16 protein-coding genes, 1 pseudogene and 1 riboswitch are annotated in these 20,221 nt (G+C 74.9%); of the genes and pseudogenes, 6 read left to right on the plus strand and 11 right to left on the minus strand.

What is annotated here, in order from left to right:
• Positions 1-246 precede the first annotated feature (246 nt).
• The 4 genes from EDD32_RS05720 to EDD32_RS05735 all read right to left on the minus strand — a co-directional run bounded on the left by EDD32_RS05720 (position 247) and on the right by EDD32_RS05735 (position 4,579).
• On the minus strand, positions 247-1,074 hold the full coding sequence (locus tag EDD32_RS05720; protein ID WP_246005994.1) for an ECF transporter S component: 828 nt from the start codon (positions 1,072-1,074) through the stop codon (positions 247-249).
• On the minus strand, positions 1,071-2,708 hold the full coding sequence (locus tag EDD32_RS05725; RefSeq protein WP_123915671.1) for an ABC transporter ATP-binding protein: 1,638 nt from the start codon (positions 2,706-2,708) through the stop codon (positions 1,071-1,073). The genes EDD32_RS05720 and EDD32_RS05725 overlap by 4 nt, the downstream gene beginning before the upstream one ends.
• Entirely contained in the window at positions 2,705-3,760 is a 1,056-nt protein-coding gene (locus tag EDD32_RS05730) for an energy-coupling factor transporter transmembrane component T (RefSeq protein WP_123915674.1), read from the minus strand. The genes EDD32_RS05725 and EDD32_RS05730 overlap by 4 nt, the downstream gene beginning before the upstream one ends.
• Positions 3,761-3,877: 117 nt before the next feature.
• The gene (locus tag EDD32_RS05735; RefSeq protein WP_123915677.1) at positions 3,878-4,579 is read right to left on the minus strand and encodes a hypothetical protein; all 702 of its coding nucleotides are present in this window, start codon (positions 4,577-4,579) and stop codon (positions 3,878-3,880) included.
• Between the two features lie 134 nt (positions 4,580-4,713).
• A riboswitch (cobalamin riboswitch) is annotated at positions 4,714-4,789 on the minus strand.
• Positions 4,790-4,910: 121 nt separating this feature from the next.
• Here EDD32_RS05735 and EDD32_RS05740 point away from each other — a divergent pair.
• The gene (locus EDD32_RS05740) at positions 4,911-5,462 is read left to right on the plus strand and encodes a cob(I)yrinic acid a,c-diamide adenosyltransferase (protein ID WP_123915680.1); all 552 of its coding nucleotides are present in this window, start codon (positions 4,911-4,913) and stop codon (positions 5,460-5,462) included.
• A gap of 98 nt (positions 5,463-5,560) precedes the next feature.
• On the opposite strand, the pseudogene gtfA reads toward EDD32_RS05740, so the two are convergent.
• Positions 5,561-7,058, minus strand: a pseudogene (gene gtfA / locus EDD32_RS05745) (sucrose phosphorylase).
• 277 nt (positions 7,059-7,335) lie between these two features.
• Here gtfA and EDD32_RS05750 point away from each other — a divergent pair.
• The 3 genes from EDD32_RS05750 (at position 7,336) to EDD32_RS05760 (ending at position 12,259) form a co-directional block, all read left to right on the plus strand.
• Positions 7,336-10,353: a S8 family peptidase gene (locus EDD32_RS05750; RefSeq protein ID WP_123915683.1), complete on the plus strand. Its 3,018-nt coding sequence runs from the start codon at positions 7,336-7,338 to the stop codon at positions 10,351-10,353.
• A gap of 218 nt (positions 10,354-10,571) precedes the next feature.
• Positions 10,572-11,279, plus strand: a complete 708-nt coding sequence (locus tag EDD32_RS05755; protein ID WP_246005996.1) for a PIG-L family deacetylase — start codon at positions 10,572-10,574, stop codon at positions 11,277-11,279.
• On the plus strand, positions 11,252-12,259 hold the full coding sequence (locus EDD32_RS05760) for a ferredoxin family protein (RefSeq protein WP_123915686.1): 1,008 nt from the start codon (positions 11,252-11,254) through the stop codon (positions 12,257-12,259). Before EDD32_RS05755 ends, EDD32_RS05760 begins: the two co-directional genes overlap by 28 nt.
• A gap of 61 nt (positions 12,260-12,320) precedes the next feature.
• Here EDD32_RS05760 and EDD32_RS05765 read toward each other — a convergent pair whose 3' ends face one another.
• Positions 12,321-13,520 (minus strand): cation:proton antiporter, encoded by a 1,200-nt coding sequence (locus EDD32_RS05765; RefSeq protein WP_123915688.1) that lies wholly within the window; start codon positions 13,518-13,520, stop codon positions 12,321-12,323.
• Between the two features lie 9 nt (positions 13,521-13,529).
• On the minus strand, positions 13,530-14,015 hold the full coding sequence (locus EDD32_RS05770; protein ID WP_123915692.1) for a cation:proton antiporter regulatory subunit: 486 nt from the start codon (positions 14,013-14,015) through the stop codon (positions 13,530-13,532).
• Positions 14,016-14,152: 137 nt separating this feature from the next.
• Between EDD32_RS05770 and EDD32_RS05775 the strand changes: the two genes are divergently transcribed.
• Together EDD32_RS05775 and EDD32_RS05780 are read left to right on the plus strand one after the other, a co-directional pair.
• The gene (locus EDD32_RS05775; RefSeq protein WP_123915695.1) at positions 14,153-15,475 is read left to right on the plus strand and encodes an AI-2E family transporter; all 1,323 of its coding nucleotides are present in this window, start codon (positions 14,153-14,155) and stop codon (positions 15,473-15,475) included.
• Positions 15,472-16,359: a ribonuclease Z gene (locus EDD32_RS05780; RefSeq protein ID WP_123915698.1), complete on the plus strand. Its 888-nt coding sequence runs from the start codon at positions 15,472-15,474 to the stop codon at positions 16,357-16,359. Before EDD32_RS05775 ends, EDD32_RS05780 begins: the two co-directional genes overlap by 4 nt.
• A 27-nt stretch (positions 16,360-16,386) precedes the next feature.
• Here the strand turns inward: EDD32_RS05780 and nicT are convergent, their stop codons facing one another.
• From nicT to EDD32_RS05800, 4 genes are all read right to left on the minus strand, one after another.
• A complete protein-coding gene (nicT, locus tag EDD32_RS05785) occupies positions 16,387-17,490 on the minus strand; it encodes a Nickel transporter NicT (RefSeq protein WP_246005997.1) in 1,104 nt (367 codons plus the stop codon).
• Positions 17,491-17,560: 70 nt separating this feature from the next.
• Positions 17,561-18,388: a sulfite exporter TauE/SafE family protein gene (locus EDD32_RS05790; RefSeq protein WP_123915701.1), complete on the minus strand. Its 828-nt coding sequence runs from the start codon at positions 18,386-18,388 to the stop codon at positions 17,561-17,563.
• A gap of 2 nt (positions 18,389-18,390) precedes the next feature.
• Positions 18,391-19,761, minus strand: a complete 1,371-nt coding sequence (locus tag EDD32_RS05795; protein WP_123915705.1) for an MBL fold metallo-hydrolase — start codon at positions 19,759-19,761, stop codon at positions 18,391-18,393.
• 46 nt (positions 19,762-19,807) lie between these two features.
• Positions 19,808-20,131 (minus strand): rhodanese-like domain-containing protein, encoded by a 324-nt coding sequence (locus tag EDD32_RS05800; RefSeq protein ID WP_123915708.1) that lies wholly within the window; start codon positions 20,129-20,131, stop codon positions 19,808-19,810.
• Between the last annotated feature and the right edge of the window lie 90 nt (positions 20,132-20,221).

The raw sequence follows: 20,221 nt of genomic DNA on the forward strand, positions 1-20,221 counted from the left end.
CCCTCGACCTCGACGGCCATCTCGACCTCCTTCACGGTGCCGGCGAACCTTTGTTCGACTGCTCGGAACGCTATGCCCGGGTACCGACATCCGACGAGAAGGAGGCGAAGACGCAGGTCAGACCTGTGGAAAGGCGGCGGTACCCCTTGAGCGCGGATCCACCGAGACGTGCGCGATCAGGACGGGTCAGGGGCGGTCAGGGCCGGTCAGGGCCGGTCAGGGCCGGTCAGGGCCGGTCATGGCCGGTCAGGCGAGAGGCTTGCCGCTGGTCCGCGCGTCCGCCTCGAACAGGACCGCGGGCTCCCCGAAGTGGGCTCGCGCCGACGCCCGTCGGAGCGTCGCCAGCACCGGGCGCCCGAGCAGGAGGACACCTGCTGCCGTGGTGACGGCCCGCCCGACGTCCCACCCGAGCGACGTCGCGACGCTGTAGGTGAGGAACCGGCCGAGGTTCTCGCCCAGCGCCTCGCCCGCCACGAACGAGAGCTCGGTGCCGAGCCCGAGCTGGAAGGGCCAGAAGGACAGGTTCATGGCCAGCCCGTAGAGCAGGGCGGCCACCACGGCGTAGGCGGCCAGCATCGCCAGCTCGGCCCCACCGCGCGGCCGCCTCGGCAGGAGGCCTGCCCCCAGTCCGATCCACGAGGCCCCGAGCATCTGGAAGGGGAGCCAGGGCCCGACGCCGCCGGTGAGCAGGGCTGAGGCGAAGAGGGTCGTCGACCCCAGGACGAACCCGAACCCCGGCCCGAACACCCGCCCGCCGAGGATGAGGAGGAAGAAGACCGTCTCGATCCCCGCCGTCCCGGCGGCGAGCGGCCGGAGCACCGCGCCGAGGGCGGACAGCAGACCGAGAACGGCGATCGCCTTGACGTCCAGCCCGCCGTCGGACAGGCCGACGAGCACCACGGCGAGCACCCCCGCCAGGACGACGCCGAGCACCAGCGGCGCGGTGGTCGCGTCCGAGAGCACCGCGCCCGCGTCGACGAGGAGGGGCCAGGTGAAGGCCAGCAGGCCGACCGCGGAGGCGAGGACCAGCGTCACGGCGGTCCGCCCCCCGACCGGCACCGCCGGCCCGCTCACGTCGCCCTCCCGACGGCGAGGAGCTCACGCACGTCGTCGACGGTGAGGACGTCGAGCGGCCGGAGGATCTTCGACACCTGGGGGGCGAAGGTGGGCGACCCACGCAGGACGTCGCCGACCGGGCCGTCGGCGACGACCTCACCGTCGGCGAGCACGAGCACCCGGTCGGCGAAGCCGGCGACGAACTCGACGTCGTGGCTGGACAGGAGCACCGCGGTGCCCGCCGCCGCGAGGTCCGCGAGGTCGCGGGTGAGCCGGTCCTTCGCGGCGTAGTCGAGGCCGCGCGTCGGCTCGTCCAGGAGGACGACCGCCGGTCGGGCGGCCAGCTGCACCGCCAGCGCGAGGCCGAGGCGCTGACCCTCGGAGAGGTCGCGGGGATGGGCGTCCGCGGGGACACCGGGCACGAGCCGGTCCAGGGTCGCGCTGACGGTCCCGGGCTCGGCACCGGCCTGCTCGTCGCCGGCGGCGCACTCGGCTCCCACGGTGTCGAGGTAGAGAAGGTCCGAGGGCGACTGCGGCACCAGGGCGATCCGGCGGCGCGCCTGCCCGGGAGGCAACCCGGCAGGGTCGGCACCGGGGGTTCCCACCCGCACCGAGCCGCCCGAGCGGGGGCCCTGCCCCTGGAGCGCCCAGAGCAGCGAGGACTTGCCGGAACCGTTGCGGCCCATGACGGCGACGAGCTCGCCCGGCCGCAGCTCGAGGTCCACCCCCCGCAGGGCGTGCACCGCGCCGTGACGAACCTCGACCCCGCGGGCGGTGAGCAGGGGTCCGGCCACCGGCGGCGTCACCGGTCCTCCGGCGGCGCCGGACGACCCGCCCAGCTCCACCAGCCGGTCGTGCAGGGGCCGGGCGACCCTCCGTGCATCGCGCACCGACATCGGCAGCGGGTCCCACCCGGCCACCCTGCCGAGCTCCACGACCGGCGGGGCGACGGCGGAGCGCGCCAGCACCTCGGCCGGCGGGCCGGTGACGGCGCGCCCGGTGACGTCGAGGGAGATCACCCGGTCCGCGAACTGGACCACCCGCTCGAGCCGGTGCTCGGCGAGGAGCACGGTCACGCCGAGGTCGTGCACGACGCGGGCCAGCGCGGCGAGAACCTCCTCCGCGGCGGTGGGGTCCAGCGCCGAGGTGGGCTCGTCGAGCACGAGGACCCGCGGCTGGGCCGTCATCACGGCGCCGATGGCGACCCGCTGCTGCTCGCCACCGGAGAGGTCGGCGAGGGGCCGCGAGCGCAGCGGTGCCAGCGACAGCAGGTCGAGGACCTCCTCCACCCGCTTGCGCATGATCCCCGGTGTCACGCCGAGCTGCTCGAGCGAGAAGGCGAGCTCCTCCTCGACCGTGTCCGTGACGAACCCGGCCACGGGGTCCTGCCCCACGACACCGACGACGTCGGCGAGGTCGCGCGGCCGGTGGTCGCGGGTGTCGCGGCCCTCGACGACGACGTGCCCGGCGAGGAGACCGCCGGTGAGGTGCGGGACGCGACCGCTCGCCGCCCCGAGCAGCGTCGACTTCCCCGAGCCGGTGGGCCCCACGACCAGGCAGAGCTCGCCCTCCTCCACGTGGGCGCTCACCCCACGCAGGGCCGCCCCCGCGGCGCCGGCATAGGTGACCGTGACGTCCTCGAACCGGATCATCGCGACCCCCGTGCGGGCCGCGAGACCAGGTGCCCGACGGCCATCGGCACCAGCGCCGCGGCGACCGCCACCAGCCCGAGCGCCGGCACGGACCAGGCGAGCGAGCCGGCCGGCGGGGTGAGGTCGGCCCCTCCGGCCGCGGCCAGGACCACCGCGCCCGCCGCGACGGCGCCCGCCCCGGCCACGAGGGTCTCGGTGCGGCGCCAGCGGTCCGGCCGGTAGCGGCTCCGGCGCACCTGGCGCCCCGCCACCCGGGAGGCCTGGACGGCGACGACGGCGCCCACGGCCAGCACCGGCAGGCCCAGCCAGCGCGGCGCGGTGGTGTCGAGCAGGGCGTAGGTGCCGACGACCGCGGCGGCGAGGGCGACGACGAGCGCCCAGCCGACCCGTCGGTCGCCTCCCGGCGTCGCGGCCCGGGCGTAGCCGCGTGAGTCCATCGACGCGGCGAGGGCGAGGGCGTGGTCGAGGGCGTCCTGGAGGACGGGCATGAGGCGGGCGGCGGCAGCCCGGGGGCCACGGCCGCCCGCTCCTCGCAGCCGCTGCGCGCGTCGCACCCGCAGCACGGAGGAGACGAGCTGCGGTGTCACGGTCACGGCGATGACGACGGCCGTGCCGAGCGGGTGGAGCGAGGCGGGCAGCGCCCGCAGCGCCCGCTTGGGGTCGGCGAGCGCGTTCGCGGCGCCGAAGCAGACGACGAGCGCGGCCAGCCGCAGGCCCTCGGTGACGGCCGCGAGGAGTGAGGTGAGGTGGAACGGGCCGAGCACCTCCACCCCTCGCACCCACGCGGGCAGGGTGACGACCGGCAGGTCGAGGACCACCGGCCCGGACCCGCCGAGCCCGAACACGAGGGTGAAGACCACGCGGAGCACGACGATCGCGGCCCCGAGCACGAGGTAGGCGGGGAAGGCCCGCGCCCACGGCGAGTCGTCGCGCCGGGCGAGGACGACCGCGACGACGGCGCCGAGCAGGAGGGTGACCAGGACGGGGTGGGTGGTCGCCGAGAGGGCGACGGCGACGCCGAGGGCCCAGGCCCACCACGCCAGCGGGTGCACCCGAGCGGCCGGGCGCGCGCTCCGAGAGGCGCTCGGACGCGCCGGCCGACCGGCCGGCACCGTCCGACGGTCGGACGGACCCGTCGCGTCGACCCTCGTCGCGGCCACGCCGTCCGCCTAGCTCCGGCGCCGGACGAGGACGACGGCCACCAGCGCGACGAGCGCGCCCACCGCGAGCGCGGCACCGACCGGGAAGCCGCCGTCCGCGTCCGGTCCGTCACCGGCCACCTCGTCCGTCGCCGCCTCGCCGGAGGCGTCGGCGGAGTCCGGGGCCGAGGCGCTCGCGTCCTCCGTGGCGGCGTCGCTCGCTGCCGTGCCGGCGAGCGCGGCCGGGGCGACACCCGGCCCGGTGGAGCCGTCGTTGTAGCGCCAGCCCTCGAAGGTCCCCGGTACCGGGTCGGTGGTGTCCGCGCCCTCGGTCTGCGCGACCCAGTCGCCCGCCGGCTCGGCGGTCCAGTACGACCAGTAGCTGCCGTCGAACTCCTCGGGGCAGGGGTCCGGCAGACCCTCGACGGCGCAGATGAACCCGGGCGAGGAGTCGGTGGGGGCGAAGCCGGCGGACTCGAGCGCCTCACGGCCGGTCGCCGGGTCGCCGTCCGCGCAGCCGACCTCGACGGCGCCACCGAGGTCGGTGAGGTCGACCACGACCGTGACGCCGTCGGGACCCGTGCACGCATCGCCGGTCGCGACGGAGGCTGCCACCACCGGAGCGGCCGGCGCCGGGGACGCCGGGACAGGAAGGGTCGCGGCCGCAGCCGTGGCGGGGGCGGCGAGGGCGAGGACCGCCACCGCGGTCAGGGCCGCCGGTCGTAACGTCATGGGGTGCCTCTCGGTGCAGCGGCCTGCGCACGCACCCGCGCGGCCCGTCCGGGCGCCCGTGGGGCGCGGCCGGACACGGCCGTCTCGGGCTCCGTCCGCAGACCTCGACGGGTAGAGCCTTGCACCCGTCGTCAGGCATCCCGGCTCGCCGCCGGCACGAGACCGACGGCCCACGGTTGCGGGTCAGCGCCGGACTTGGACCGGCTTCCCCCGATGATGGGCTGCTCGCAGTGTAGGCGGTGGCGCCCCGCGCGAGGTGGCCCAAGGACCTAGGTCCCTCCAGGATCGGTGTGCGTGCCGTGCGGGAGCCGCTCGGTGGGATGCTGGGCCCGTGGCACGCATCTACACCGGCACCGGTGACGACGGCACGACCGGCCTGTTCCTCGGTGGCCGGGTGTCCAAGTCGGACGTCCTCGTGGAGGCGTACGGCGACGTCGACGAGCTCGCCGCGGTCCTCGGGGTGGCCCGGGCGGCCTGCCCGGACGAGCGCCTCGCCGTCGTGGTCCTGGAGCTCCAGCGCGAGCTGTTCGTCGTCGGCGCGGACCTCGCCACCCACCCCGACCGGCGTCACCACCTCCAGGACGGCGTCTCCCGCGTCACCGAGGAGATGGTCGTCGGCCTGGAGGAGCTCATCGACGCCGAGGTCGCCGCGCGTCCGCTGCGCCCGGTGTTCGTCGTGCCGGGCGCGACCGTGCCGTCCGCGGCGATCGACCAGGCCCGCGCCGTCGCGCGTCGCGCCGAGCGGCACGTGCTCGCCGCCGCCGGGGCGGGGCACGACGTCAGCGAGCACGTCCGGCTCTACCTCAACCGGCTCTCCGACCTGCTGTTCGTCCTGGCCCGCGCCGCCGCCGGGGACGCCGAGGAGCCCGCCAGCCACGACTGACGGGGCCGGCGGAGCCGTTCGCGAACGACCCGCCGCAGCGGCCGCGCGGGGAGCTCGACCGCGGCGCCTCGGCCGGGCCGGTCCCGCGAGCTCCGCCCTCAGACCAGGGCCGAGGTCCCCGTGACGAGGTCGGAGCAGGTGCGCCGGGGCCCGGCGGGGTCCGCCGGGTCGGTGAGCGTCACGGTGGCGCGCGCCGCGGCCAGGTCCGCCTCGAGGACGGCGCGGTGGCCGCCGTCGGACCACGTCATCGTCACGACCGGACCGTCGCCGCCCGTGACGCACGCGCCCTGGAACGCGGGGTGGGTGTTGCGCACCCGGACGAGGTCCAGCAGGGCGCGCACGACCGGCCGTTCGAGACCGGCGGTGATCTCCTCGGGCGTGTAGTGGTGCCGGTTGATGTCCCGCCCGACGCCCGTCCGGGCGAGGAGGTCCATCGTTCGTGCCGGCGAGCAGGCCGACGTAGTAGATCTGCGGGATGCCGGGGGTGAAGAGCTGGACGGCGCGCGCCAGGAGGTAGGCGGCGTCGTCGCGGCCGAGCGCGTCGTAGTAGGTGCAGTTGACCTGGTAGACGTCGACGTTGGAGGCCGCCCAGCCGGTGGCCTGGCGCGAGCGCCCCTCGGAGCGCTCGTGGATGCCCTCGACGAGGGCGTCGACCTCGTCGGGCGTGAGCAGGCCCGGCCGGCCGGGCTCGATCTGGTCGGGGCCGACGTCGACGACGCCGATGCCGTCGTGGGTGTCGAGCACCGTGACGGCGTTGGTGGGTCGCACGTCGAGCCAGCGTCGCAGGGCTGCGCCGTCGCCGGTGTAGAGCGAGTGCAGCAGCAGCGGTGGCAGGGCGAAGTCGTAGACGCGGTCCACCCGGGCCGCGATGGCCACCTGTCGCTCGAAGTGGCTGTGGATCTCCACGAGGACCTCCGCACCGAGCGCCCGGGCCCGGGCGGTGAGGTCGTCGATGAAGGCGAAGGTGTGATCGGTCATGAACGACGACGTCCCGGCGGTCTTGACCGCGTACCCGACGGCGTCGAGCCGGACCATGGTCACCCCACCGGCCGTGAGCGCACCGAGGACGCGGTCGAGGTAGGCCTGGCCGGCCGGGTGGGACAGGTCGAGGTCGATCTGCTGAGAGGTGAAGGTCGTCCAGACGAGGCGACGGCGTCCCCCGAGCGTCATGGGGGTGAAGGGCAGGCCGGGGCGTGGGCGGTAGATCCCGGCGAGCTCGTCCTCGTCCGCGCCGTCGGGGTAGACGGCCGACATCGTGAGGAACATCCCGGCGTGCGGGGAGTCGTCGCCCCGGGCGAGCACGTCCTGGAACTCCGCGGAGCCGGCCGAGACGTGGTTGACGATGAGGTCGGCCATGAGGGTGTAGCGCGCGGCGAAGGCGCGCACGTCGTCCCAGCCGCCCATGCGCGGGTCCACCGCCGTGTGGTCGACGGGGTCGAACCCGGCGTCGGCGCCGTCGTAGGGGGTGAAGAACGGTAGGAGGTGCACCCCCTCGAAGACGTCCGCGAGCGGGCCGTCGAGCAGGTCGAGCAGGCCTGCGACCGAGCCGCCGAAGCGGTCGGCGTAGGCGATGAGCTGGACACCGGGCTTCCCCATGGCTGCGTCTCCTCTGACGACGGGCTCGACCTGCTGTGCCCGCGGTGGGCGGGGCACGGGACGGGTGCTTGCCGCACCAGTCTTGCGCGAACCGGCCGCGGCGTCCCGGGGACCACGCGCCAGGGACGGCCCGGGGTGGCCGGATCGTGCCATGGCACGAAGAGGTCAAGCGGGAACCGCATGCGGCTACAGACAAACGGACATCCGGGCGCATTGAATACCGGAACCTGTCGTCCCCGACAACCTGTGCCGTCTCTTGACCGTAGGAGATCCATCGATGTCAGCCTCTTCCAGGTCGCGCCGGCGCGCAGCAGCCGCCGCGGCCACCCTCGGAGTCGTCCTCGCGGCGCTCCCCACCGCCGCGAGCGCCGGCTACCTGCCGGCCGTCGCGGCCCCTGCCGGGCTCACCCTCACCGGCACCGCCGACACCGGGCTCACCGAGCTCGCCGAGGACTCCGCGTTCGAGGACGGCGCCTACGTCGTCGTCATGGACGACGCCCCCGTCGCCGCCTACACCGGCGGCGTCGCGGGCTACGCGGCGACCAGGCCGGCCGCCGGGGAGAAGTTCGACCCCACGACCGCCGCCGCGAACCGCTACCGCGGCCTGCTGCAGAAGGAGCAGGAGCGCGTCATCGCGGCCACGGGCGTGGAGGCGCGTCAGCGGTTCACCGACACGGTCAGCGGCTTCTCGGCCACCCTGACCGCCGCGCAGGCCGAGGCGCTCGCCAAGCAGCCCGGGGTTCTCGGGGTCACCCCCGACGACCTCATGCAGCCCGACACGGCGGTCTCGCCCGACGTCCTGGGTCTCTCCGGCGAGGACGGCGTGTGGGAGCGGCTCGGCGGCGTGGAGAACCTCCGTGGCGGCGCGGGCTCCGGCGTCGTCGTCGGGATCATCGACTCCGGCATCCGGCCCGAGCACCCCTCCTTCGCCGACCTCGGCCTGCGCGCCGCCCCCGCCACGGGCTGGCGGGGCGCGTGCGAGACCGGGGAGGAGGAGGACTTCTCCTGCTCGGACAAGCTCGTCGGCGCCCGGTTCTACGCCGAGACCTTCGCGGCGAACAACGACCTCGCCGAGTACGAGAGCCTGTCCCCGCTCGACGTGGACGGTCACGGCACCCACACCGCCAGCACCGCGGCCGGCAACGCCGGCGTCGAGGCGGTCATCGACGGCGTGAGCTACGGCGAGATCTCCGGCATGGCCCCGGCCGCCCAGGTGGCGGCCTACAAGGTCTGCTGGGACTCCACGACCGGGGGCGGCTGCTACGGCAGCGACTCCGTCGCCGCCATCGAGGACGCGGTCGCCGACGGCGTCGACGTCCTCAACTTCTCCATCAGCGGCACCCTGACCAACGTCCTCGACCCCGTCGAGCTGGCCTTCCTCGGCGCCGCCGAGGCCGGCGTCTTCGTCGCCGCCTCCGCGGGCAACAGCGGCCCCGGCGTCTCGACCGTGGCGCACCCGTCGCCGTGGATCACCACCGTGGCCGCCTCGACCCACAACGTCATGGAGGCCACCCTCGTCACCGGCGACGGGCAGCGCTACATCGGCGCCTCCGTCCAGGGCGAGATCACCACCGACACCCAGATGGTCGTCTCCGAGGACATCCCCGCGGACGGCGCGAGCGTCGCGGACGCCGGGCTGTGCGTGCCCGGCTCGCTCGACCCGACCGGCGCAGCAGGGAAGATCGTGGTCTGCGACCGTGGCGTCATCGCCCGCGTCGACAAGAGCGCGGCGGTCGAGCAGGCCGGCGGCGTCGGCATGGTCCAGCTCAACGTCACCGAGAGCTCGCTCGACGCCGACATCCACGCCGTCCCCTCCGTGCACCTGTCCCACACGTACCGCGACGCCGTCCGGGCCTACGTCCGCACGGCCGAGAACCCGGTGGGCCGGATCCTCGACACGAACGAGGGCACCACCACCGAGGTGCCCGAGGTAGCGGGCTTCTCCTCCCGCGGGCCCTCGCTCGCGGCGGGCGGCGACCTGCTCAAGCCCGACGTCTCCGCGCCCGGTGTGAGCGTCCTCGCCGGGTACAGCCCCGAGCTGGGCGGCATGGACTTCAACTTCGTCTCCGGCACGTCGATGTCCTCCCCCCACATCGCGGGCCTGGCCGCCCTGGTGATCCAGGAGCACCCGAGGTGGTCGCCCATGGCGGTCAAGTCGGCGATGATGACGACGGCGGACCCGCACGCGAGCGCCACCTCGTCCGACCCGTTCGCCTCCGGCGCCGGGTTCGTCGACCCGAGGGAGTTCCTCGACCCGGGCCTCGTCTACGAGACCAGCTCCCAGGACTGGTGGGACTTCCTCGCCGGCCAGGGCGTCGTCTGGGGCGACGGGACGCCCGTCTCGGACAACCCCGTCGACGCCTCCGACCTCAACCTGCCGTCGATCGCGATCGGGCAGCTCGTCGGCTCGCAGACGGTGACGCGCACCATCACCAACGTCACCGGGAGGACCGCGACGTTCACCGCCGAGATCACCGGGCTCGCCGGGCTGGATGTGACCGTCTCGCCCGAGACCGTCACCCTCAAGAAGGGCGCCTCCGCCGAGGTCACGATCACCGTCGCCGGCACGGACGCGACGCGGATGGGCGCCTACGCCAAGGGTGAGCTCGTGTGGACCGGCTCCGACGGCTCGTCCGTGGGCAGCCCCGTCGTCGTCCGGCCGGTCCCGGCCTCCGCGCCGGCGATCGTCACCGCCCCGGCGGGCGCAGGTTCCGTCGACATCGAGATCCTGCCCGGCTTCAGCGGCACCATCGGGACCGACGTCGACGGTCTCGCCGCCGGCGAGGTCACCGCGGCCACCGCGCCGGACACCGCCGGCGCGGACGGCGGCGCGGCGATCACCGCGGGGCAGGTCTACTCCCAGGACTTCACCATCGGCACGGACAGCCCGCTGGTCCGCATCGAGCTGAGGTCGACCGACCCCGACGGCGACGACCTCGACCTCTTCCTCACCAGGAAGGACAGCACTGAGATCGTCGCCGCAGCGGCGACCGGGGCGGCCGACGAGGCCCTCACCATCGACAACTTCCCGTCCGGGGAGTGGACGCTCCACGTCCAGGCGTGGGCGGTCGGGGACGGCTCGGCCGAGGCCGAGTTCGACGTCCGGTTCTTCGAGGTGCCGGACGCCGACACCGGGAACCTCACCCTGGACCCGAGCGAGCTCGTCGTGGCCCGCGGCGAGCCGGCGACGGTGACCGCGGTCCTGCCGGGCGACGCGACGGTGCCGTACTTCGGCCGGGTGAACTTCACCTCGGGCGGGTCCACCGTCGCCTCGACCCTGGTCTCGGTGGGCTGAGGCGGCACCACCGCACCAGCCGGCACCACCGCACCACCCCGCTGCCCCGTCGAGCCCGGCTCGGCGGGGCAGCGGCGTGCGGACGTCGCGGTCCGCGCGGGAAGGAGCCCTTCCGGCGAGCGGAATGAGGCGGTGTGCCCCAGTGTTGACCCTGGAGCCGGCGACGCCGGCGCCCTGCGCGCGCGTGTGCGCGGGCGGTACACGACCGTAGGACACCTGTGAGCGTCAGCACCGAGACCACCCGCCCGAGCGTGCCGGGCCTGCCGCCCTGGCGGCGGGCCCTGGTCGTCGTCGCGCACCCCGACGACGAGTCCTTCGGCCTCGGCGCGGTCATCGACCGGCTCGTCAGCGCCGGGACGGCCGTGGAGGTCCTCTGCCTCACCCACGGCGAGGCCTCCACCCTCCACGGGGTCGAGGGCGACCTCGCCGTCCTCCGCGCCGCCGAGCTCGACCGTGCCGCCGAGGCCCTCGGCATCAGCCGCACCGTTCTGCGGTCCTACCCCGACGGTGGCCTCGGCGGTGTCGGCACGGACCTGCTCGCCGAGGAGGTGGTCGCGGCGCTCGGCGACGGCGACCTCCCCGACGCCCTCCTCACGTTCGACCCCAGCGGCATCACCGGCCACCCCGACCACCGGGCCGCGACGGACGCCGCCCTCGCCGCGGCCGCGCGCCTCGACCTGCCGGTCCTCGGCTGGACCCTGCCGGCCGACGTCGCCCGCGACCTCGCCGAGGAGTTCGGCGCCCCGTTCGCCGGGCACGGCCCCGACGACGTCGACCTCGTCCTGCCGGTGACGCGACGCCGCCAGCGGGTGGCCGCCGCGGCGCACGCCAGCCAGGCGCTGCCCGAGTCGGTGCTGTGGCGCCGCCTCGAGCTGCTCGGCGACGTCGAGCACCTGCGGTGGCTGCGACCCCCGGCTCGGGCGTGACCCCCTTCCCCGACTCCTGCAGCGGGCTCAGCCTCGCCGCGGGCGAGACCCTGGCGGGCACGGCGTCCACCGCCACCGGCTACCTCCTGCTCGAGCACGGCGGCCCCTGGGGCGCGAAGGTCATGCGCGACGCCGTCTTCCCCGGACCCGGCGGCGACGGGCTCGGCGGCCGGCTGCAGGCGATCCTCACCCCGCTCGGGGTGACCCCCCTGCTGGTCCGGCGGTGCGGGGCCCGGCACGGCGTGCCGTACCCTGCCACCGTCATGCTCGTCGCCCTGGGTGCGGCCGGTGGTCACGGCGCGGTCCGGCAGGTCACCCACCTCGGCGAGGTCGCCGGCTGGGACCTGGCCGCGGCGCTGGCGACCCTGCGCGCGGGGACCGTGCCGGACGGCTGGGAGCCGCTCGGCACCCAGTACCTCGTGTGCACCCACGCCCGCCGCGACCCGTGCTGCGGCCGCCTGGGACGGCCGCTGGCCGCCGCCCTCACCGCCTCCGTCCCGGACCGCACCTGGGAGGCGAGCCACCTCGGCGGGCACCGCCTCGCCGCGAACACCCTCGTGGTTCCGGACGGGGTGGTGTACGGCCGCCTGACCCCCGCCGACGTCCCCTCCCTCACCGAGGCGCACGACGGCGGCCGGCTCCTCCTCGGTGCGCTGCGCGGACGGGCGGCGCTGCCACCGCCGCACCAGGCGGCGGAGATCGGCCTGCGTCTCGCCGCGGGCGTCGACGCGGCCGGGGCTCTGACCTTCCTCGGCGCGGAGGAGCTGGGCGCGACCGGGACGCCGGCCCCGGAACGGACCGACGTCGACGACGGCGCCATCACGACCTGGGTCAGCCGGTGGGAGGCGGTCGGTCGCAGCTGGAAGGTGGTGGTCGACGTCGTCCCGGGAACGGGCGGTCCACGCCCCGCGAGCTGCGGGGACGAGCCCGTCCCGCCGGCGGCCCGCCACGAGGTCACCTCCGTCACCGCGGAGTACTGACCGGGGCGGGCGTCGCCACCGAGGCGTGCTCACCGCCCCGGCGTGCCACACACACGCGCCCTCAGCGCCGGGGCGGCACCCGGCCCGCGCCGGCCGGGACCGGGAGGGGCGCGACGATCCGCAGCCGTTCGGCGACCGGCTCGACGAACCGCGCCAGCAGCGGGCCGACGACCGCGAGGACGAGGACGTACGCCGCGGCCACGGGGCCGATGGCGGGGGCGAGCGGCACGGCGAGCCCGGCGATGACGACGGAGAACTCCCCGCGGGGCACGAGGGCGGCGCCCGCGCGCAGCCGGCCGCGGCGGCGGACGCCGTCCCGCGCGGCCGCGAACCAGCCGGTGCCCATCTTCGTCCCGGTGGTCACCGCCGCGAGCGCGAACGCCGCGGGGAGCACCGGCCACAGCGCCGCGGGATCGGTGGACAGGCCGAACGCGACGAAGAAGATGGAGGCGAAGAGGTCCCGGAGGGGGCTGAGGAGCCGGCGGGCCCGGTCCGCGAAGCTCGTCGGCACCGCCAGGCCGACGAGGAACGCCCCGACGCCGGCGCTGGCGCCGAGGCCCTGGGCGAAGCCGGCCACGAGCAGCGTCAGGCCCATGAGTCGCAGCAGCACCAGCTCGTCGTCGTCGTGGGCGAGGAGCCGGCCCACGCGGTGCCCGCCACGGTGAGCCGCCAGGAGCACGAGGAGCACCGCCCCGAGGGCGAGCAGCACCCCGACCAGCGCCTGGAGCGGCCCCCCGCCGGCCAGGATCACCACGAGCACCGGGAGGAACAGCGCCATCGCGATGTCCTCGATGACCAGGACCGAGAGGACGGCGGGCGTCTCGCGGTTGCCGAGCCGGTCGAGGTCGGTGAGGAGTCGCGCGACGATGCCCGAGGAGGAGATCCACGTGACGCCGCCGAGCGCGACCGCGGCCGGCCAGGGCAGGCCCAGGAGCAGCCCGGCGACGAGCCCCGGCGGGAAGTTCAGGAGCAGGTCGGTCAGCCCGGAGGAGCTGTGACGCCGCAGCGAGCCGATGAGCTCGGGCGCGGAGAACTCCAGACCCAGGGTGAGCAGCAGGAGGACGACGCCGATCTCGGCACCGACGTCGACGAACGGCTCCGCCGCGTTCAGGGGGACGAGCCCGCCGTCGCCGAACGCCAGGCCGGCGAGGAGGTAGAAGGGGATGGGTGAGAGTCCCACGGAGCGGGCGAGGAGCCCGAGGACGGACAGCCCGGCGAAGAGCGCGCCGAGCTCGACGAGCAGCCTCGCGAGCTCGTCCACGCGTGCGTCCTAGGCCGGCTCGTCGAGGAGCGCGCCGAGCTCGTGCAGACCGGCCTCGCCGCCGATGGCGACGAGGACGTCGCCCCCGCGCAGCGACGCATCCGGTCCGGGGGCGGTCACGACGTCGTCGCGCCGCACGATGGCGACGACCGAGCACCCCGTGCGCGTCCGGGCCTGGGTGTCGCCCAGCACGGCGCCGTCGTAGCGGCTGCCCGGCTCGACGGTCAGGCGCGCCGAGACCAGTCCCGGGACCTCCCGGGAGAGGTCGGCGAAGCGCTGGGTGACCCGCGGTGCGCCCATGAGCTCGGCGAGCGCGGTCGCCTCCTCCGCCTGGAGGTGGACCGTGTCGGTGGCCTCGTCCGGGTCGTCCTCGGCGTAGGAGAAGAGGTCCACCTCCCCATCGCGGTGGACGACGAGCCCGATGCTGCGACCCTCCCGGGTGGACAGCTCGTAGCGGATGCCCACGCCGGGCAGCAGGGTCTCGACGATCTCCACGGGCTCATCCTGCCAGGGACGGCCGACCACGGACGGACCCCTCACGTCACAGGCGCGTGCCATCATGATGACGCCGGCCCGAGGCCCGTCCGCACGCCGGTCCCGCCCCCCGGCGGCCGCCGAGAGCCGAGGTCCCGATGACAGCTCCGACCGCAGAACCGCCGACATCGTCCCGGGCCGTCCCCGTCAGCGTCGTGCTCGTCGTCGTCGCCGCGTCGGTGACGGTCGCGGTGGCGGGACTCAACGCCGTCCAGGGGATCTTCGCGCCCACCTTCTTCGCCCTCACCCTGGTCATCGCCGGGCGTCCGTTCCAGAAGTGGCTCGTGCGGGTGGGCTGGCCGCCGTGGCTCGCGGGGACGGCGGTGCTCCTCGGCCTGTACGGGCTGCTCCTGGTCCTCGTGGCCGGGACGGGCATCGCCGTCGCCCATCTCTCCACGGCACTGCCCCGCTACGCGGGCCGGTTCACCGGGATGTGGGACGAGGTCCTGCTCTGGCTCGAGGGCCTCGGCGTGGCCACCGGGCAGATCGACGACGCCCTCGACAGCTTCAGCGTGGACAGCCTCGTGGGCCTGGCCGGGAGCCTGCTCGACAGCCTCGGAGCCGCCTCGTCACAGGTCCTGCTCCTGGTCATGATGATGTTCTTCATCAGCCTCGACGTCACGGCCGGCGCCCACCGCTGGGACCTGCTGCGCCGCGCGCGGCCACTGCTCGCGGGAGCGCTGGCCGACTTCGCCCTGCGCGTGCGCCGGTACTGGGTGGTCAGCACGGCGTTCGGCCTGCTCGTGGCCGCGCTCGACGTCGTCGCGCTGCTCGTCCTGGGCGTCCCGATGGCCCTGACCTGGGGGGTCTTTGCCTTCGTCACGAACTACATCCCCAACATCGGCTTCGTCATCGGGCTCATCCCGCCGGCCCTGCTCGCCCTTCTCGACGGTGACGTCGCCACCATGGTGTGGGTCGTCGTCGTGTACTCGGTCGTCAACTTCACGATGCAGAGCGTCGTCCAGCCCAAGTTCGTCGGCGACGCCGTGGGCCTCAACCCGACCGTGACGTTCCTGTCCCTGGTGTTCTGGTCCCTCGTCGTCGGTCCTCTCGGGGCGATCCTCGCCGTCCCGCTCACGCTCTTCTTCCAGGCGGTGCTCATCACCGCCGACCCCCGGGCGCACTGGCTCAACGCCTTCCTCGAGTCGGGCCGGGTGGCCGACGCCGAGACCGCCCGGAGCGCTACCGCGCCCCCGGCACCCGACGTCATCGGCGTCGCCCCACTCGAACCCGACACGGCCGCGGGTACGGAGCCCGTCGTCGCCCACGCTCTGGCCGCCCCACCGGACGACCCCGCCGGACCCGCGCCACCCGCGAGCCGGACGGCGCCCCCGCCGGTTGCCGCGCCGAGCCCGCTGGGCGTCACCGCCGCCGACGCCGGCCCGGCCGCCCCACCCCCCGACCGTACCGACACGCCGTGACGCGCGAGCTCGTCGTCCTCGGAACCGCCTCCCAGGTGCCCACCCGGACCCGCAACCACAACGGCTACCTCCTGCGGTGGGACGGGACGGGCTACCTCTTCGACCCCGGGGAGGGCACGCAGCGGCAGATGACCCACGCGGGTGTGGCGTCGTCGTCGGTCCACCACATCTGCCTCACCCACGTCCACGGCGACCACTGCTACGGGCTGCCCGGGGTCCTCTCACGCCTGGCGCTGGACGGTGTCGAGCACCCCGTCCACCTGCACTACCCGGCGCAGGGCGAGGAGGTCGTGCGGGCGCTGGTGGAGGTTGCCACCCGCCCCCCGGACCTCCGCCTGCACCCGCACGGATCGGCGGGTGAGGTCGCCGAGGGGCTGTCCGTGGCGCCCCTGTGCCACCGGGTGGCCACCTTCGGCTACCGGCTGGCCGAGCCTGCGGGACGCAGCCTCGTCCCCGAGCGGCTGGCCTCGGCGGGGATCGCCGGGCCCGACGTCGGCCGGCTGCTGCGTGCGGGGACCCTCCACGGGACCACCCTGGCCGACGTCAGCGTCCCGCGGCCGGGCCAGAGCTTCGCCCTGGTGATGGACACCGCGCCGTGCGCCGGGGCCGAGGAGCTGGCCGACGGGGTGACCCTGCTCCTCTGCGAGTCGACCTTCGCCGACGACGACGCCGCGCTCGCGCACACCTACCTCCACCTCACGGCGGGCCAGGCGGGCGAGCTCGCGGCGACGGCCGGCGTCGGCCAGTTCGTCCTCACGCACTTCTCGTCCCGGTGTCCCGACGTCGAGGTCCTCGTCCGGCAGGCCCGCGCCCGCGCCGGGACGGTCGCGGTGGTGGCCGCCGCGGACCTCGACCGGTACGTCCTGCCGCCGCGCCGGGCCTGAGCGCCGCCGTGCACGAGCGGGCGGGGCTCAGGCCTGGGCCGTGCCCCAGCGCTCCTCGATGCGGCCGAACCGCCACACCGTGACGCTGACGAGCCAGACCAGGACGAACGTGGCGACCAGGCCGTACCCGACGTAGGTCATGTCCAGGGCGGCGACGGCACCGAGGGGTCCGCCCTCGACGTCGAAGGTCTCCGCGACGAGCTGGCCCAGCACGACCGTGCCGATGCCCAGTGCCGCGACGACCGAGATCACGGTGACGGTGAGGTTGTAGTAGACCTTGCGGACCGGGCGCAGGAACGCCCAGCGGTAGGCCCGGGCCATGAAGATCCCGTCGGCGGCGTCGAAGAGGCTCATCCCGGCGGCGAAGAGGACCGGCAGGACGAGGATCGCGTACCAGGGCAGGGTGAACGCGGCGGTGCCGCCGGCCAGGACGAGCAGGGCCACCTGGGTGGCGGTGTCGAAGCCGAGGCCCATGAGCAGGCCCACGGGGTAGAGGTGCCAGGCCTTGGTCACCCGACGCATCACGCGCGAGAGCAGCCGGGCGAGCAGGCCGCGGTTGTTGAGCAGGCGCTCGAGCTCGGCCTCGTCGAGCGGCGCCCCGCGCATCTCGCGGAAGACCTTGACGATCCCCGAGACCGACCCGAGGTTCATGAGGCCGATGACGATGAGGAAGGTCCCCGCGACGACCGTGCCGATCAGCCCGAGCGTCTGCTGGAGCTGGGAGCTCTCGTCCTGGACCGGGCCGGCCAGGACCCGCACGCCCAGAGCCAGCAGCAGCGAGAGCGCGAACACGACGCTGGAGTGGCCGAGCGAGAACCAGAAGCCGGCGCTGAGGGCCGGCCGCCCCTCGCCGACCAGCTTGCGGGTGGTGTTGTCGATCGCGGCGATGTGGTCCGCGTCGACGGCGTGCCGTACGCCCAGGAGGAAGGCGGTCATCCCCAGGCCGACCCCGAAGACGCCGGTGGCGCCGACCGCGATCTGCTGCGGGGCGACGGCGAGGAGGAGCACGCCCCAGCCGACGACGTTGAGGAGGACGACCACCGCGGCCATGCCGGCGACGGAACGCCGCTCCGGGCCGGACCAGGAGCGCCGGGCGGTCGGCGTGCGCGGGTGGGTCAGCGTGTCGGGCATGGCGATCCTTCCGGCAGCGGGCGGGGGCGGCAGTGGTGGGAGGAGTGTGGCAGCGGGGCGGGAGTGACCGTCAGAGCAGCCGGGGGACGGACTGCACCGCCATGGCCAGGGCCACGAGGACGAGCAGCACCGTGAAGGCCAGGCTGAGGCGCTCGGGACGCACCCGGGTGACCACCCGGCTGCCCAGGAGGCTGCCGGCGACCGCGGCCGCGGTGAACAGGCCGAGAACCGCCCAGTCCAGGCTCACGTCCTGCCCCAGGCGCGCGGCCAGGGAGGTGACGCTGTTGACGCTGATGACGACGAGGGAGGTGCCCACGGCCACCGGCATCGGCAGCCGCAGCGCCAGCACGAGCGCCGGGACCGCAGCGAAGCCGCCCCCGACCCCGAAGAAGCCGGTGAGCAGGCCGACCGCGGCGGCCGTGAGGACCAGGACGACCGCCCGGCCGCAGTCGCAGCGCAGCGGTCGCAGGCTCAGGATCGGGCTCGTGCGCGCCTCGACGACCGGCCCGCCGGCCCGGGCGGACCGGGCGGACCGGGCGGCGCTGCGCCTGCGCTGCGTCATCAGACCGGCGACCACCAGGAGCAGCCCGGCGAACGCGACCAGGAGCACCTGGGGGTCGACCCGCACGGACAGCAACGACGCCGGGTACGCACCGGCCACGCCGAGGAGCCCGAAGACCAGACCCTGCCCCAGCCGCACCCGGCCCGCCCGCAGGTGCGGGAGCATCCCGATCGCGGTGGTGATCCCGACGATGATGAGCGAGCCGGTGGTGGCCGATCGCACGTCCTGGCCGAGGAGGTACACCAGCGCCGGGACGGTGAGGATCGAGCCGCCACCGCCGAGCGCCCCGAGCGTGATGCCGACGAGCAGGCCGAGCGGGATGGTCAGCGCGAGCACCGTCAGACCGCCGCGGTCTCCTCGAGCACCGGCAGGCCGGCGGCGCGGGCGGACTGGTCGAAGGAGTCGTCGATGACGACGACCCGGTGGCCCCTGGCCATGAGGAACGAGGCGGCCATGGTGGCGCGGTAGCCGGCGGCGCAGTGCACCCACACCTCACCGGCGGGCACCTCGTCGATCCGGCCCAGGAGGTCGTGGAGCGGGATGTGCACGGAGCCCTCGATGTGCCCGTCGCGCCACTCCGAGACCCGGCGGACGTCGACCACGGAGACCTCGCGGTGGTGGCGGACCTGCGCGAGGTCGGCGAAGGTCGCCCGGTCGATCGTGGCCAGCGGCTCGTCGGTCCAGTCCTCCGGCCCGCCGGTCGCGGCCGCCGCGGGCCGGTCGATGCCGATGCGGACCAGCTCGCGCTGGGCCTCGGCGACCTGCTCGCGGGTCTCGCCCAGCAGGGTGACCGGGGTCCCCCAGGGGATGAGCCAGCCGAGGTAGGTGGAGAACTGCCCGTCCAGCCCGAAGGCGAACGAGCCGGGGACGTGCCCGGCCGCGAAGGCGGTGCGGGTGCGCAGGTCCACGAGCCACTCCCCCGCCTCGAGACGGCGGCGCAGCTCGGCCTTGTCGGCCTGCTCGGGGAAGGACAGGTCCGGTGCGGCGGGACCGGCCGCGTTGGCCGGGCCCATGTGGACGTAGTACGCGGGGTAGACGTCGAGCCCGGCGACGACCTCGGCGACGTAGTCCGCCTCGTCCTGGGACAGGACGGGGTTGATGAGCCGCTCCTGGGCGATGGTCGACGCGGTGGTGTCGCCGCCGGTCGAGGTGGCCGAGCAGAAGCTGCCGAACCCGTGGGTCGGCATGACCTTCGTCGAGCCCGGGAGCTCCTCGGCAAGGCGGCGCGCCGAGCGGAACTGGTGGTGGGCGAGGTCGTGGGTGTGCTCGGCGCCGAGGAGGTCGGGCCGGCCGGTGGAGCCGAAGAGCAGCGAGCCGCCGGAGAAGACGGCCGGCGAGTCACCCTCGAGGGCGTAGGACATGTGGGTGAAGGTGTGGCCGGGCGTGTGCATGGCCCGGACCCTCAGCTCGGGGCTGACCTCGACGACGTCGCCGTCGTGGATGGGCTCGCGCTCGAAGGAGACGTCGTCGGCGGCGTTGACGTGGTAACGCGCGCCCACCTGCTGCGCGAGGGCGTACCCGCCGGTGACGTAGTCGTTGTGGATGTGGGTCTCGAAGACGTGGGTGATCCGCACGCCGGCCTTCTCGGCCGCGTCGAGCATGCGGTCGATGTCGCGCTGGGGGTCGACGACGAAGGCGACCTCGCCGTCGTGGACCAGGTAGCTGCGGTCGCCGAGGGAGGGGGTCTCGATGGAGATGATCGTGGCCATCAGGTCAGAGTCCTTTGCGGTGTCGGGTTGCTGGGCGGTGACGCGCTCAGGCGCGGTCGCGGTTCGGTCCGGTGACGACCGGGTGGCCCTGGGAGATCCACGCCATGGTGCCGCCGTCGACGGAGTAGGCGTCGTGGCCGGCCCGGACGAGGTAGTCCATGACGGTCCGGCTGCGGTTGCCGCTGCGGCAGATGACGTACACCGGCTCGCCCTTGGGCAGGTCGGTGTGGCGGACGGGCACCTGGCCCATGGGCAGCAGCTCCGCGCCGGGGACGTGGCCCTCGACGTACTCGGAGGGCTCGCGCACGTCCAGGACGTAGGCGCCGGTGGCGCGAGCGGCGGCGAGCTGGTCGATGGTGACGACGGGCATGGATGGTCACTCCTGTTCTGTGTGGGGCAGGACCGGACGTTATACCCCATGGGGTATAGGCGCAAACAGGAGGGGTCCCGGAGATATTCC

Origin of the sequence: Georgenia muralis, from assembly GCF_003814705.1 — a bacterium.
Lineage (GTDB): Bacteria > Actinomycetota > Actinomycetes > Actinomycetales > Actinomycetaceae > Georgenia > Georgenia muralis.